The sequence below is a fragment of the Bacillus sp. AG4(2022) genome (assembly GCF_031844465.1).
Classification (GTDB): Bacteria; Bacillota; Bacilli; order Bacillales; family Cytobacillaceae; genus Bacillus_AB; species Bacillus_AB infantis.
In genome coordinates this window covers 144,085-158,015 of the sequence record NZ_JAUZVH010000005.1, presented here as the reverse complement: position 1 = coordinate 158,015, position 13,931 = coordinate 144,085, and the positions used below count along the sequence as shown (strand labels likewise).

Here is a 13,931-nt window from a genome sequence, read left to right as displayed (position 1 = left end):
ATTCCCGGCCGATTCAATTTACGATTGATGTTATAACACATATCCGCAGGACAGGAGCCCTCAGGTTATTTGCTGAAGCTCCTGGCCGGCCTCTTTTTCCTTCTGGCTGCTGCTCCCGCAGAAAGCCTTGCCTTCGCTTTGGCCTGCGAAAACAGCAGGCCGGATAGATTGCCGGCCACCACAAACAGGGCCAGCAGCAGCCAGGCCCCGGCAAAGATGCCTTCCGCCCCCGCGCTTTCAATCGACAGCTTGGGGACCGCATAGTACAGCATCATCCCGCACAGCAGGATACACAGTAAATACCGATTGTTTTTCATTGCAACTCCTCCTTTTTCTATTTTATATCTATGCGGACATGCCTGAAAAAGACCTTTAGATAAGGAGGGGGCGGCTGCAGAAAAAAAGAAGTGCAGCCGCAGCTGCACTTATAGTTCGATGGACTCCCCTGCTTCAAGCACCTTGCCTTTGCCTGAAGGAAGCATTTCAATAAATTTCTGCGGATCCTGTTTGATCGGGGGGAAAGTATTAAAATGGATCGGTACTGTCACCCCTGCCTTCAGCAGCTCAGCTGCATATGCGGCATCTTCAGGCCCCATTGTGAAGTTATCGCCAATCGGCAGGAATGCAACATCAATCGGATGGCGCTCGCCGATCAGCTTCATATCTGAAAATAATGCAGTATCTCCTGCATGATAAACCGTTTTTCCCTCAGACGTGAAAAGGACGCCGGCCGGCATGCCAAGATAGATAATCTCTTTATTCTCTGTCATCAGCCCGGTGCCATGAATGGCAGGTGTGAGCTTTACCTTTCCAAAGTCGAACTCATAAGCTCCTCCGATGCTCATCGCATGCGTCCTGATGCCCTGCCAGCCAAGATAAGCAGCAAGCTCGGCATTTGCAATAACAAGAGAATCATTCTTCCTTGCCAATTCCACTGTATCCCCAAGATGGTCGCTGTGGCCGTGTGTCAGGATGATGACATCCGGTTTGACGTCCTCTGCCTTCAGGTCTGTCAGTTCATTCCCTGTGATGAATGGATCGAATAAAATTACTTTGCCTTTTGTTTCAATTTTTACGACAGCATGCCCATGGTATGAAACCTTCATCGCTATCTTCTCCCTTCAAACTCTTATGTAATTCAATGTTCAACAAAAATACAGGATTTCCTCCCTGATATAGTCCTATACCCTTTCTAATTCACAATTAAAAGTTTACAATTAACATGAAGCAAACTGCACTTACATACGATTTAGGAGGTTTTTGCATGGACAGCAGAATCAGCAAGTTATCACAATGGATGAAGGAAGAGGATATTGACTTCAGCTTTATCACTTCTCCCGATAATGTCTTTTACTTAAGCGGGTTCCTAAGCGATCCGCATGAACGCCTCCTTGGCCTTGGCGTTTTCCAGGATGAAGAGCCTTTCCTTGTCTGCCCCGGGATGGAAAAAAATGATGCTAAGAATGCCGGATGGAATTATGAAATCATCGGCTACAGCGATACGGATAATCCATGGGAATTCATCTCTTCGGCCATCCAGAAAAGAAATCAAAAAGTCAGCAGGGCTGCAGTTGAAAAAGAACATATGAATGTAGAGCGTTATGAAGCAATTTCTGCTTTATTCTCCAGCGCGGCATTCGTTCCTGCAGAAGAAAAGCTGAGAAAGCTCAGGATGGTGAAGGATGACAAGGAGCTGAAAATCATCCGTGAAGCATGCGCCCTGGCCGACTTTGCCATCCAGACAGGCTGTGAAGAAATTAAGGAAGGAAAGACCGAGATGGATGTCCTCGCTGCGGTCGAGTATGCCTTGAAGAAAAAGGGCATCAATGAAATGTCCTTCTCCACGATGGTCCTGACCGGCGCAAACGGCGCTTCCCCCCACGGGACACCGGGAATGACCAAAATCAAGAAAGGCGATCTTGTCCTTTTTGATTTAGGTGTCGTAGTCGACGGCTACTGCTCAGACATCACCCGCACTGTCGCATACGGTGAGATCAGCGAGAAGCAGAGAGAAATATATGAAACAGTCCTTAAAGCGCAGCTGGCCGCCGTGGACGCATCAAAGCCGGGAGCTGCCTGCTCTGAAATAGATATGACGGCAAGGAATATCATTGCAGAGGCCGGCTACGGGGAATACTTCCCTCACCGCCTCGGCCATGGTCTCGGAGTAAGTGTACATGAGTATCCTTCGTTGACTTCAGCCAACTCCCTTCAGCTTGAGAAAGGCATGGTATTTACCATTGAGCCTGGCATTTATGTTCCTGGTGTGGCAGGCGTCCGGATAGAGGATGATCTGGCCGTAACAGAAAACGGTGTTGAGATTTTAACGAAATTCCCGAAGGAACTTCAATTTGTCTGATTGAAGCAAAAAGATCCGGAGCAGCGGCTCCGGATCTTTTCTATTTACTGCTGCTCAAGCAGCGTCGCTGTATCAGAATAGTCAAGGCCATGTGCCTCGGCTACAGCTTTATACGTAACATAGCCGTTAAGAGTATTGATTCCCTTCAGCAGAGCTTCATTATCTGCGCATGCCTGCTTATACCCTTTATTGGCGATCTGGACTGCATACGGCACAGTCACGTTCGTCAGGGCAATCGTTGAAGTGCGCGGCACGGCGCCAGGCATATTGGCAACCGCGTAATGGACTACACCGTGTTTTTCGTAAGTCGGGTTGTCATGGGTAGTGATTCTGTCAGTTGTCTCAAAAATCCCTCCCTGGTCAATCGCAATATCAACCACGACAGAGCCTGGGTTCATGCTCATGATCATTTCTTCTGTCACAAGCTTTGGCGCTTTTGCTCCCGGAATGAGAACGGCACCGATCACTAGATCAGAATCTTTGACCGCTTCTGCAATATTATAAGGATTGGACATCAATGTTGTCACATCATTGCCGAAGATATCATCAAGCTGGCGCAGGCGTTCCGGGCTCAGGTCGATGATTGTCACCTTTGCACCAAGTCCTACTGCCATTTTAGCTGCATTCGTACCGGCTACACCGCCGCCGATGATTGTTACTTTTCCGCGCTGCACGCCAGGCACACCGGATAACAGGATCCCTTTGCCGCCATGGACCTTCTCCAGGAACTGCGCCCCGATCTGGGAAGCCATCCTTCCGGCAACCTCGCTCATTGGGGTCAAGAGAGGCAATGCATGATTGGCAAGCTGGACCGTTTCATAAGCGATCCCCACCACTTTATGATCAATCAGAGCCTTCGTCAGCTCCGGCTCTGGAGCTAAATGCAAGTATGTAAATAAAATCAGGCCTTCACGGAAATAAGCATATTCACTAGGCAGGGGCTCTTTTACCTTCATGACCATTTCCATGGACCATGCTTCCTCTGCACTGTTTACAATTTTCGCGCCAGCAGCTGTATAATCTTCATCAGTGAAACCGGATCCCATGCCAGCCTGGGTTTCAATAAATACTTCATGACCAAAGTTCAGCAAATTGACAACGCCAGCCGGTGTCATTGCGACACGATTTTCATTGTTTTTTATCTCTCTGGGTATTCCGATACGCATGCTGCATACCTCCTGCAAAATATAGTAAATAGGATAGAACCGATACTACTATAACACCTTTATAGGAAAAGAAGAAAGTAAAATTTTTTTATCGCCTGCAAACCCTTACATTGCCGTGATGATACGCTCTTGTTAAAAATGCTGAGTTATTCGGTTAAGATGACTTCTTTCCATGCCCGGGACAAAAAAATATCCTTCAGTTCCACCGATTATTGTAAAATGTATTTAGAAAGAGAGCTGATGCAAGTATGGCGTCAACTGCCAACATACAAAAAGACAGCCGGGGTAAAATTGAGCAGCTTGGGCTGGAGGCCGTTCCCTCCCATCTTAAACAGACACCCTGGTATGATTTCATGATTCTGCAGATGGCCTTTTCGGTAAATTCGGGGAATTTCCTTGTCCCTGCACTCGCCGTGATTTCAGGGGGCCTTTCTTTTTATGCTGCCGCAGCATCCACCATGATCGGGGCGGCTTTCGCCTTTCTGTTTGTGTCCTTCTTGACGCTGCCCGGATCCCGCTACGGGCTGCCTGCCCAATATGCGATCAGAAGCATGCTTGGCACAGGGGCGGCAAGATATATTTCGTCTCCGATCCGTACTTTGACCTCATTATACTGGTTTGCTGTCCAGACGATCGGCGGAACTGCTGTACTGACCGAGCTGGGCAGCAGGCTTTTTTCTGTCAGGCTGCCTTTTCTGGCAGTGTCGGTCTGCCTGGCCCTGATCATGGCCATATTAGCGCTTGTCGGCTTTGATGCGGTGAAAAAAGCAACCCGCTATTTTATGCCATTTCTGCTGATCGGCCAGGCTGCACTGTTTGTCCTGCTGATCCAAAAAGCGGGCCAGACTGATCACAGCACAATCTTAACCCATGGCAGCTGGGAGTTTTCTTCATTCCTGTTCTATTCAAGCCTGGCTTTTGTCCAATACGTTTCAGGATTAAGTGCTTCTTCTGATATGGCAAGGTACGCGAAGTCTGAACGCGGCGCTTTCTGGGGGCTTTTTTCCGGGAACACAGCCGGCTTTGCCATCACAGCCGTTTTAGGGGCATTGTCTGCAAGCCTCCTGGGAGAGCTGAATCCATTTGTGTCGGCAAGCACCCTCACATCTTCTGTTTCCGTACTGGTGCTGATTTTCGCCTGTGCCATGATGTCGATGATTTCCATCAACCTGAACAACGCCTATACAGGCGGATTCAGTCTGCTGAATACATTCCAGGGGCTCGGCAGGATAAAGAGTGCATGCCTGTTCGGGCTCGCTGCGGTCATTCTGAGCTGCTTTCCTGATATCGTTGAATCAGCTCAGAAATACATCTCTCTGCTCGGCACCTTTGTCATTCCCATTTCTGCGGTTATTGCAGCAGATTTTCTTTTCATAAAAAGGCGGAAGCTGACTGAGGCAGATCTGCTGGTCCTGCGGGAGCCTGGTTTTGTCAATAAGCAGGCAATCATCAGCATGGCTTTCGGGATCATCTCTTACAGCCTCCTGCCTGAAAATGCTTCTCCAGGTTTTGTTTCATTTATAGCCACCGCTTCCCTTTACATTTGTCTTCAGCTGCGAAAAGGAAGGCAATAACGAGAAAGTGCAGGACAGCGCCCTGCACTTTTTTCAATGTTTTATTTTGTTTCCTCTTCGCTGCTGTAAGTGTCGACTCTTCCATTTTCCTGATCGATGACACCGCTGTTGTACGAATCCATGATTTGTGCACTTACCTGGCTGTGTCCCTGGTCGTCATAGATATAATGAGACTGCCCTTTCGGCTCTTTTGGCATCTTCATTTCCCCCTTATCGATTTTTTTTTATCTATACTATCTTTCGAATTTCTGTAACAGTTATGCATTTTGGGGTAATGTATAATAAAGGTAAAGGAGGAGATTCAAATGACGCTCACGTACAAAAACATTTTAGTAGCAGTAGACGGTTCCAAGGAAGCGGAATGGGCCTTCAAGAAGGCGGTCGGGATCGCAGTCAGGAACAAAGCCAGGCTGACCCTTGCCCACATTATCGATACGCGCACCTTCGCAACTGTCGAAGCCTATGACAGGACGATTGCTGAAAGGGCTGACATGTTTGCAGCCGAGCTGCTTAAAAAATATCAGCAGGAAGCAGTGGAGGCTGGAGTAGAAAATGTGGAATATGTGACAGATTATGGTTCTCCGAAAGTAAAGATACCCAAGGAAATTGCCAAGGTCCAGCATGCAGATCTGATTGTCTGCGGGGCAACTGGTTTGAATGCAGTTGAACGCTTCCTGATCGGCAGCGTTTCCGAACATATCACCCGCTATGCCCCATGTGATGTGCTTGTAGTCAGGACCGAAAAGGACCCGGAATAATAGTTAAAAGGCCGCTGCTTCCCTGCAGCGGCCTTTATTGTTATGAGTAGGCTTTATCCTTCAGGCGCCCTTTTGCTTTTTCCAGCGCCTTCTTTATTTGGGCAAACCCTGTTCCGCCCTGGCTGTTCCTTCTTGCAACAGCCGCCCGCGGGTCAAGGACCTCGTAAATATCCTCCTCAAAAAGGGTGCTTGCCTCCTTATACACTTCCATCGGCAGGCCGGAAAGGAAGCAGCCTCTGTTCACACAATCAAGGACAAGCTTCCCGACAATTTCGTGGGCTTCCCTGAATGGCAAGCCTTTACCGGAAAGATAGTCAGCCAGTTCTGTCGCATTGGAAAAATCGCTTTTCGTGGCCTTTTCCATTACTTCACTGTTAACCGTCATGGACCCAACCATGCCGGAAAAAATTTTAAGTGAGCCAATAACCGTTTTAACTGTATCAAACATTCCCTCTTTATCTTCCTGCATATCTTTGTTATAAGCAAGAGGCAGCCCCTTCAGCACTGTGAGCAGGCCGACAAGGTTGCCGTAGACGCGGCCGGTTTTTCCGCGTATCAGTTCTGCCATGTCTGGGTTTTTCTTTTGCGGCATGATGCTGCTTCCTGTCGCAAAACTGTCATCGAGCTCAATGAACCGGAATTCCTGGCTCGACCAGAGAATGATTTCCTCGCTGAAACGGGACAGATGCATCATCAGAATGCTGCTTGCTGAAAGGAATTCAAGGATAAAGTCCCTGTCGCTTACAGCATCCATGCTGTTTTCATAGATGTCATCAAACCCGAGCAGACTGGCTGTCAGCTCGCGGTCGATTGGAAAGGTTGTACCGGCAAGGGCGCCTGCACCAAGAGGAGAAACATTGATCCTTTTCAGATTCTCGCTGTATCTCTCCTTATCCCTTTCCAGCATCCAGAAATAAGCCATCAAGTGATGCGCAAACGAAATGGGCTGTGCTCTCTGAAGATGAGTATAGCCCGGCATGAGGGTTTCCACATTCTCCTCTGCCTGGGAAAGCAGGGCTGCCTGGAGCTCTTCAATCAGCTTGATAACATGTGCTGCCTGTTTCTTTAAATACAAGTGCATATCTGTTGCTACCTGATCATTCCTGCTTCTGCCTGTATGAAGCTTGCCGCCGACAGGCCCGATTTCGTCCGTAAGCAGGCTTTCCAGGTTCAGATGTATATCCTCCAGCTTTACAGAGAAAGGAAGCCCTTCCTCCTGGGACTTTTCCTTTAACAGCTTGAGTCCCTTCTGGATCTGAGCTGCTTCCTCCTCTTCAATAATCCCGCAGCGGGACAGCATTTCCACGTGTGCAAGGCTTCCCTCTATATCTTCCTCAACAAGCTCCTGGTCAAAGGAGATGGAGGCTCCGAATTCATCGACCCATTCTTCTGCCGATTTCGTGAATCTTCCTCCCCAAAGCTTTTTCACACTGTCACCTTCTTATTCTGGACAATGCTTTGAACCTTTGTCGGCAGGCCCCATAACTGGATAAAACCAACCGCGGCATTATGGTCGAATTCATCTTCAGATGTATATGTGGCCAATTTTTCATCATAAAGAGAAAAAGGAGATTTTCTGCCTTCGACGATGCTGTGCCCCTTGAACAATTTCACCCTTACAGTTCCTGTCACATGCTTTTGCGTTTCCTCAAGGAAAGCCGTTAAAGCCTTTTTCAATGGCGAGAACCAAAGCCCTTCATAGATAAGCTCAGTCAGTTTTTTCTCAATGACAGGCTTGAAATGGGCAAGCTCTTTAACAAGTGTGAGGTCTTCAAGCTCTTTATGCGCTTTGATCAGCGTCATGGCTCCCGGACACTCATAGACTTCCCTTGATTTAATGCCGACAAGTCTGTTCTCAACATGGTCAATGCGCCCGACTCCATGCTTGCCTGCCATCAGATTCAGCTCCAGAATCAACTCGGATAACGGATAAGCTTTGCCGTTCAGGCTTACCGGCACCCCTTTGCTGAATTCGATTTCTACGATATCAGGTGTGTCAGGCGTAAACTCAAGGCTTGTTGTCAGGTCGTAGGCCTCTTCAGGCGGAGCCGCCCACGGATCTTCCAGAATCCCGCACTCATTGCTGCGGCCCCAAAGGTTCTGGTCTATTGAGAACGGAGAATCCAGATTGATCGGAATCGGGATATTATTATCCTTTGCATATTGGATTTCTTCTTCTCTGGACCATTTCCATTCCCTTACAGGCGCGAGCACCTTGAGGTCTGGATTAAGTGCCTGGATCGATACCTCGAATCTTACCTGGTCATTTCCTTTTCCTGTACAGCCATGCGCAACCGCAGCGGCGCCTTCCTTTTCAGCCACTTCAACAAGCTTTTTAGCAATAAGAGGCCTGGAAAGAGCAGAAACAAGCGGGTATTTGCCTTCATAAAGAGCATGCGCCTGAAGGGCAGCAAGTGCATATTCATTCGCAAACTCTTCTTTCACATCCAGTACATATGACTGGACTGCTCCCACTTTAAGCGCCTTTTCCTGGATGAACTTCAGATCCTTGCCTTCCCCAACGTCAAGGCAGCACGCAACCACTGAGTATCCCTGGTCGCCAAGCCATTTGATCGCCACAGAAGTATCCAGTCCGCCTGAGTATGCTAAAACAACTTTTTGATTTGACATGAAAATTTCCTCCTCTATAGATGAACGAATAAATATTCATTTAAATTATGTTTTTATACAATTAACTAGTTAATACTCTAACAATATTCCAGGATTAATTCAATAGTTATTCGTTAAAATGTATAAATTTTTATGGTGACAGGCACCTGTACCAGTCCGGCCGACTGGTATAGGTGCCTGTCACCATGTACAATAAAAGCAGCCTATTTTTGGGGGACGGATGAGATGGAGGATGTTTTCATTTTGGATAAGCGCCTGGGGATTGCTGTTCCTGTGCTGGATGGCGAGTGGGAAGAGTACCCGCAGGAAGAGCGCCAGGAAATTCTGTATACATGGGAGAAGATACGCGGGGGGATCCCGGACAGGATATCAGAGCTTGAGACGCAGATAAACCGCAGACAGGACCAGCTCGCAGATGAAGAGAATTTTGAGCTTTCATGCAAATTGAACAGTGAGATCGCGGATCTTGCTTCCATCATCAACGATCTTTGGCTGTGGTACAGGGCCAATCAGGAAATCGGGGGAAAGCTGCATCGCTGATTTAAGCTCTGTAGAGAATATTATTCTGCAAAGCAAAAAGGCGGGGCGCCATGATGGCGCCCCGCCCCCTTTTTATACAAGATCTTTCTTTACTTCCCTTATAACATGCCCCAGCTCCGGGATGATCAATTTATTCATGGCCAGCCTTACTGCACCTGAAGATCCCGGTGTGGAAAAGACAGCTGTATTCTCGATGATGCCCGCAGAAGCGCGGGAGAGAATTGCAGCAGAGCCGATGTCCTCCTGGTAGCTCAGCATACGGAATAATTCCCCGAAGCCGCTAATTTCCTTTTGATAAAGTGCACTCACCGTTTCAATGGTTACATCCCTTAAAGCGATTCCTGTCCCGCCATTGGTAAGGACTGCATCGATATCCGGATCTGAACATCCCTCCAGGACCGCCTGACGGATCTTTTCTTTTTCATCGGCGACAATCTGGTAGGAACTTACCCTGTGGCCCTCTGCTTCAAGAAGCTCCTTCATCAGCCTTCCGCTTTTATCGGTCTCCGAATTTCTTGTATCACTGATGGTAATGATTTTGCATCTGACTGTTTTGGGGGCTTCTTTTTTGTGTTCCTCGCTGCTCATCAAACTTCCCCCTGTTTCTTCAGCAGATACCTGTACTGATAATATTTATGGGCAAAATCAGTGACCTTCCTTGTAAACTGATAGTTTGCACCTGCTCCTATGGCCATGCTGACAAGCGGGATGCCCTGGATGGATTTCCTTTTGAAAGCTGCTATAGCCAGGCCTTTGAAAAGCTGTTTGATCGGCTGGCCCATCCAGGCAATGTCCGTCAGTTCCTCCTGGCCCTCATAAAAATAAGCTTCTTCCGCATTCTCCAGTTCGGCCAGAAGCTGTTCCCAGGCCTGCCCCTGAAGCCGCGGCGGCAGGATCGATGCGCAAAACACCTTTAAAGAAGCCATCATCTCATAAGGTGTGTTCACTTCAATCCCATATGTCATCGCGATGAGCTGGACTGCACGCAAATTGATGACAGCCATGGCAGGAAGATCGGATCCAAGCAGCAGCACACCGCCGGTCCCCGATGCCCCTCCCTGTGCAAATGAGTAAAGGCGGTGGCGGGCAATCTGCTGATTGGCTATGTATTGCAGCTGATTGATGTCCAATGAAGCCAGATCTTCCACTGTTTCAATGCCGGCATCAAAGATGCGGCCTGCAGATAGGATTCGTTCCTTTGCATCCAGCTGGAGCTGTGAGCTTTGGATCAAGGCATGGAGATGGAACAGCCAGTTATCCAGGGAAGCAAAAAATTGCTGCTGAGTTTTCTCAGGAAGCAGCAGGAACGCCTTTTCTAAATATTTGTCATAGGTCAGCTCCAAATCATTGGATTCATACTGTGCCAGCTTGTCTTCCCATTGTGCGATCTCAGATAAAGCCTGTTCTTCCCGTCCGTTTAGTGCCATATCTTCATCCTCCTTGCCGGTGTTTTTGTTCAGTATAGCATATTGATTCAGGCAAATCCTGTTTCATTGGATGGAGAAGGCAGAAAAACAAAAGGACAAAAAAGCCTTGGCTTCTTTGTCCTTTCAATCATTCAAATATTATTTCGCAAGCCTTACAACATCCCTGGCAATCATAACTTCTTCATTTGTCGGAATAATGATAACCTTGACCGGTGAGTGAGGATAGTTGACAAACGTTTCCTCACCGCGGACCTTGTTCAATGCAGGGTCCCAATATACGCCCATGAATTCCAGTCCCTGAAGGACACGCTCGCGGATTTCAGCACTGTTTTCGCCGATGCCTGCTGTAAAGATAATGGCATCAACTCCGTACATGCGTGAAGCATAAGAGCCGATATATTTGTGGATCCGGTTTGCAAACACTTCGAGAGCAAGCTCTGCTCTTTCGTTTCCTTCAGACGCTTGTACCTCGATGTCGCGAAGGTCGCTTGAGAAGCCAGAAACTCCAAGCATTCCGCTCTCTTTATTCAGTACATTAAGCACTTCGTCAGCTGACTTGCCTGTTTTCTCCATGATGAATGGAATCAAAGCAGGGTCAATATTCCCTGAACGGGTACCCATTGTCACACCGGCAAGCGGTGTAAAGCCCATGGATGTATCAATTGATTTTCCGCCTTCAATGGCCGCGATGCTTGCACCGTTCCCCAGGTGGCAGGAAAGCAGGCGAAGCTGCTCAAGCGGACGGCCAAGAAGCTCTGCTGCACGCTCTGATACATATTTATGTGAAGTTCCGTGGAAGCCGTATTTACGGATGCCGAACTTCTCATAATACTCATAAGGAAGGCTGTACAGGAATGAGCTTTCAGGCATAGTCTGATGGAACGCAGTATCAAAGACAGCTACTGCCGGTACATTTGGAAGCACCTGCTGGAATGCCTTGATTCCTGTAATATTTGCAGGGTTGTGAAGAGGTGCCAGCTCGGAAAGTGCATCGATTTTGCTCAGTACCTCTTCCGTGATAACCGCAGAATCTGCAAACTCTTCTCCACCGTGTACTACACGGTGGCCGATTCCTTCAATTTCATCCAGTGATTCGATGATCTTCAGATCAGTCAGCTTATTGAGCAGAAGCTTGACTGCAACCTCATGGTCAGGTATTTCCGTTACTTCCGTCTGCTTCTCGCCGTTAACAGAAATACTGAAAACTGCATCGTTTAGACCGATTCGTTCAATAAGACCTTTTGTGATTACTTCTTCGCTTGGCATTTCAAATAATTGAAATTTCAATGAAGAACTTCCAGCATTAATTGCAATAATTTTCGCCACGATATGTCGCTCCTTTTAAATGCGGACTCGCATACGTCCTGTATGTTTAACCAGTGCAATGGGGACCATGGGGAAATATGTATCTCTTTTCCCTCCAGGATGCCAGCCTTTATATAACACCGATGCTAATCTAATGCCTGATGTGGTACACATTTATTGTGTGCAACTGGCATCATTTTATCTCTCAATTCCCCATTTAATCACTGTGCTTGCATGATTTCAAGGAACATTCAAAATTGGTATCGTTTACAGTTAAAATTAAATGTATTCCGACATTTCGGTGATTTCCGTTTCTTATTTTCCATTACCCCTGCGGCTCTTCAGCTAAAACAGAACTTCCAATTAAAGACTGCAGACTAAAATGCGGCAGCATCCTCTTAACACTCTCCGGAAGACTTATGCCAGCAGGTTTTGAGTCTGGACAGCTCCATTAATATTTTCTTCTCATTCAAATAGAAAAAGCATGATCCAGTTTGGGACCATGCTTTTTGCACTCTATATCTTATTTTCCCTGAACCAGGCATCCACCTGCTTAAGGATTCTCTCGACCTGTTCCGTTTTTGAAAGGCTCGGCATGTTTACAAGCAGGGCTTGCTTTGGAGCTGTGACCCCTTCACCCTTTTTCTGGAGGATAAAGACGCTTTTTGCGGCATTTTTATTTTTAAACAATGTTTCCGGGAGCTGGAGCAGGCCCTGGATGATGCTTGTCTTGCTTATATACGCCTTCAGCTTGTCCGCCTGTTCGCTTTCAAACAGGCCATTTGGCACAATCAGGAACAGATAGCCGCCTTCCTTAACATGGCGCATGCTCTGTTCCAGGAAAAGGTGATGGGCATAAGAATGGCCCTCGTCTGCCTTCAGCTCATAGTCCTGCGCCCTTATGTCGTTTGGATAATACCCCACTGGAAGGTCGCTGATGACTGCATCCACGCTTTCAATGAACAGCGGCTCAAGGCTGTCCTGGTTATAGAATTGGATGGGGTGCTTCTGGAGGTTGGCATTGATGTAGGCAAGCTTAATGAGGAGGTCGTCCACATCTGACCCGACTGCTTCAATGCTTTTTCCTTCCTGCTGATTGATGACAGTCGTAAGGAGATTGCCTGTCCCGACCGCTGGATCCAGAAGGCGGAAAGATTTCGCCCCGACAAATTTATTCACCAGATAACCTGTCAGCATTCCGACAGCATCCGGTGTCATCTGGTGGTTTGGCTGCACATTTTCCTTCATGCCCTTTAAAATGGCCAGCTGAAACGACTTTCTGATATTCTCGCTTGTATATAGGTCAAGATTCAGCGACTCATAGCTTTTTTTCAGCCTTTTTACATTAAGCTCACTGAGTCCGTCCTGGAGAATGGACTCTTGAAAAATATTATCGCCTGTTTCTGCAAGCGCCTCTAAATATGTACATTGCAGCTCTTCCTGCAAGATCATAGCTGTTTCATTAAAGACTGAGAACAGTTCTTCTACGGGAGTGATACTCACTAATTCATTCCTCCTGCTAAAATATTATTGTCTTATTGTAACGGGGTTCCGGCAGGATCACAAGCCCGCCGCCTGCCATTCAGGAGATTAAGGAATACAGCCTGGGCATTCTTAAGGCATACAAAAACCCCGATTGCCCGGGGTTCTTCGAAGTTTATTCAGCTTGCCTTGCAGCTTCCACTGCAGCTTCGTAGTCAGGATGGTCAGTTGCTTCGCTCACATATTGGGCATAAACCACTTTGTCATTGGAATCAACAACAAATACTGCCCGTGCAAGAAGGCGGAGCTCCTTTATTGCTACTCCGTAAGCTTCACCGAAAGAAAGGTCGCGGTGGTCTGAAACTGTCTGCACATTTTCAATGCCGGCAGCTGCGCACCAGCGCTTCTGTGCGAAAGGAAGATCTACGCTGACTGTAAGAACTTTTACATTATCAAGCTTTGATGCTTCTTCATTGAATCGGCGCGTCTGAGCGTCGCAAACGCCTGTATCAATAGAGGGAACAACACTAATCAGTCTTACCTGGCCCTTGGAATCCGCAAGCGTTACCTCAGATAAGTCATTGGCAAGCACTTTGAATTCCGGAGCCTGGTCTCCTGCTTTCACTTCGTTCCCCAGCAAAGTAACCGGATTTCCTTTAAAAGTAATTGATGCCATTGGTTTCTTCCTC

Annotated in this window: 15 protein-coding genes; 4 read left to right on the top strand and 11 right to left on the bottom strand. The window is 47.5% G+C overall.

The features are described 5' to 3' along the window. Window positions 1-65 precede the first annotated feature (65 nt). Window positions 66-317: a hypothetical protein gene (locus Q9R36_RS14955; RefSeq protein WP_094766907.1), complete on the bottom strand. Its 252-nt coding sequence runs from the start codon at window positions 315-317 to the stop codon at window positions 66-68. Between the two features lie 108 nt (window positions 318-425). After that, window positions 426-1,106 (bottom strand): metal-dependent hydrolase, encoded by a 681-nt coding sequence (locus Q9R36_RS14950; RefSeq protein WP_094766906.1) that lies wholly within the window; start codon window positions 1,104-1,106, stop codon window positions 426-428. A 158-nt stretch (window positions 1,107-1,264) separates the two neighbouring features. On the opposite strand from Q9R36_RS14950, the gene Q9R36_RS14945 reads away from it, so the two are divergent. Continuing rightward, complete coding sequence (locus tag Q9R36_RS14945; RefSeq protein ID WP_094766905.1) at window positions 1,265-2,359, top strand: M24 family metallopeptidase; 1,095 nt, start codon at window positions 1,265-1,267, stop codon at window positions 2,357-2,359. Window positions 2,360-2,403: 44 nt separating this feature from the next. Here Q9R36_RS14945 and ald read toward each other — a convergent pair whose 3' ends face one another. Continuing rightward, complete coding sequence (gene ald / locus Q9R36_RS14940) at window positions 2,404-3,525, bottom strand: alanine dehydrogenase (RefSeq protein WP_094766904.1); 1,122 nt, start codon at window positions 3,523-3,525, stop codon at window positions 2,404-2,406. Window positions 3,526-3,773: 248 nt separating this feature from the next. On the opposite strand from ald, the gene Q9R36_RS14935 reads away from it, so the two are divergent. Next, the gene (locus Q9R36_RS14935; RefSeq protein WP_248137465.1) at window positions 3,774-5,099 is read left to right on the top strand and encodes a purine-cytosine permease family protein; all 1,326 of its coding nucleotides are present in this window, start codon (window positions 3,774-3,776) and stop codon (window positions 5,097-5,099) included. Window positions 5,100-5,140: 41 nt separating this feature from the next. Here Q9R36_RS14935 and Q9R36_RS14930 read toward each other — a convergent pair whose 3' ends face one another. After that, window positions 5,141-5,296, bottom strand: coding sequence for a hypothetical protein (locus Q9R36_RS14930; protein ID WP_022544273.1), 156 nt, complete (start codon window positions 5,294-5,296; stop codon window positions 5,141-5,143). Window positions 5,297-5,404: 108 nt separating this feature from the next. Here Q9R36_RS14930 and Q9R36_RS14925 point away from each other — a divergent pair, with 108 nt between their 5' ends. Further along, entirely contained in the window at window positions 5,405-5,857 is a 453-nt protein-coding gene (locus tag Q9R36_RS14925) for a universal stress protein (protein ID WP_009791719.1), read from the top strand. A 40-nt stretch (window positions 5,858-5,897) separates the two neighbouring features. On the opposite strand, the gene argH is transcribed toward Q9R36_RS14925, so the two are convergent. After that, complete coding sequence (gene argH, locus Q9R36_RS14920; RefSeq protein ID WP_311225452.1) at window positions 5,898-7,286, bottom strand: argininosuccinate lyase; 1,389 nt, start codon at window positions 7,284-7,286, stop codon at window positions 5,898-5,900. Further along, the gene (locus Q9R36_RS14915) at window positions 7,283-8,488 is read right to left on the bottom strand and encodes an argininosuccinate synthase (protein WP_129613947.1); all 1,206 of its coding nucleotides are present in this window, start codon (window positions 8,486-8,488) and stop codon (window positions 7,283-7,285) included. Before Q9R36_RS14915 ends, argH begins: the two co-directional genes overlap by 4 nt. A gap of 225 nt (window positions 8,489-8,713) precedes the next feature. Between Q9R36_RS14915 and Q9R36_RS14910 the strand changes: the two genes are divergently transcribed. Then, window positions 8,714-9,028 carry a hypothetical protein gene (locus Q9R36_RS14910; protein ID WP_094766899.1) on the top strand — a complete coding sequence of 105 codons (315 nt, stop codon included), beginning with the start codon at window positions 8,714-8,716 and terminating at the stop codon, window positions 9,026-9,028. Window positions 9,029-9,100: 72 nt separating this feature from the next. Here the strand turns inward: Q9R36_RS14910 and Q9R36_RS14905 are convergent, their stop codons facing one another. The 5 genes from Q9R36_RS14905 to tpx all read right to left on the bottom strand — a co-directional run bounded on the left by Q9R36_RS14905 (window position 9,101) and on the right by tpx (window position 13,918). Next, the gene (locus tag Q9R36_RS14905) at window positions 9,101-9,616 is read right to left on the bottom strand and encodes a MogA/MoaB family molybdenum cofactor biosynthesis protein (protein WP_094766898.1); all 516 of its coding nucleotides are present in this window, start codon (window positions 9,614-9,616) and stop codon (window positions 9,101-9,103) included. After that, entirely contained in the window at window positions 9,616-10,455 is an 840-nt protein-coding gene (locus tag Q9R36_RS14900) for an EcsC family protein (RefSeq protein WP_094766897.1), read from the bottom strand. Before Q9R36_RS14900 ends, Q9R36_RS14905 begins: the two co-directional genes overlap by 1 nt. 138 nt (window positions 10,456-10,593) lie before the next feature. After that, window positions 10,594-11,781 (bottom strand): acetate kinase, encoded by a 1,188-nt coding sequence (locus Q9R36_RS14895; RefSeq protein WP_009795330.1) that lies wholly within the window; start codon window positions 11,779-11,781, stop codon window positions 10,594-10,596. Between the two features lie 495 nt (window positions 11,782-12,276). Beyond that, window positions 12,277-13,263, bottom strand: a complete 987-nt coding sequence (locus Q9R36_RS14890) for a class I SAM-dependent methyltransferase (RefSeq protein ID WP_022544275.1) — start codon at window positions 13,261-13,263, stop codon at window positions 12,277-12,279. A gap of 154 nt (window positions 13,264-13,417) precedes the next feature. Next, a complete protein-coding gene (gene tpx / locus Q9R36_RS14885) occupies window positions 13,418-13,918 on the bottom strand; it encodes a thiol peroxidase (protein WP_009795332.1) in 501 nt (166 codons plus the stop codon). Between the last annotated feature and the right edge of the window lie 13 nt (window positions 13,919-13,931).

What these genes read in the sequence shown, in the direction of transcription:
- Q9R36_RS14955 (WP_094766907.1), bottom strand. Translation starts at nt 317, where the DNA reads ATGAAAAACAATCGGTATTTACTGTGTATCCTGCTGTGCGGGATGATG.
- Q9R36_RS14950 (WP_094766906.1), bottom strand. Translation starts at nt 1,106, where the DNA reads ATGAAGGTTTCATACCATGGGCATGCTGTCGTAAAAATTGAAACAAAA.
- Q9R36_RS14945 (WP_094766905.1), top strand. Translation starts at nt 1,265, where the DNA reads ATGGACAGCAGAATCAGCAAGTTATCACAATGGATGAAGGAAGAGGAT.
- ald (WP_094766904.1), bottom strand. Translation starts at nt 3,525, where the DNA reads ATGCGTATCGGAATACCCAGAGAGATAAAAAACAATGAAAATCGTGTC.
- Q9R36_RS14935 (WP_248137465.1), top strand. Translation starts at nt 3,774, where the DNA reads ATGGCGTCAACTGCCAACATACAAAAAGACAGCCGGGGTAAAATTGAG.
- Q9R36_RS14930 (WP_022544273.1), bottom strand. Translation starts at nt 5,296, where the DNA reads ATGCCAAAAGAGCCGAAAGGGCAGTCTCATTATATCTATGACGACCAG.
- Q9R36_RS14925 (WP_009791719.1), top strand. Translation starts at nt 5,405, where the DNA reads ATGACGCTCACGTACAAAAACATTTTAGTAGCAGTAGACGGTTCCAAG.
- Q9R36_RS14915 (WP_129613947.1), bottom strand. Translation starts at nt 8,488, where the DNA reads ATGTCAAATCAAAAAGTTGTTTTAGCATACTCAGGCGGACTGGATACT.
- Q9R36_RS14910 (WP_094766899.1), top strand. Translation starts at nt 8,714, where the DNA reads ATGGAGGATGTTTTCATTTTGGATAAGCGCCTGGGGATTGCTGTTCCT.
- Q9R36_RS14905 (WP_094766898.1), bottom strand. Translation starts at nt 9,616, where the DNA reads ATGAGCAGCGAGGAACACAAAAAAGAAGCCCCCAAAACAGTCAGATGC.
- Q9R36_RS14900 (WP_094766897.1), bottom strand. Translation starts at nt 10,455, where the DNA reads ATGGCACTAAACGGACGGGAAGAACAGGCTTTATCTGAGATCGCACAA.
- tpx (WP_009795332.1), bottom strand. Translation starts at nt 13,918, where the DNA reads ATGGCATCAATTACTTTTAAAGGAAATCCGGTTACTTTGCTGGGGAAC.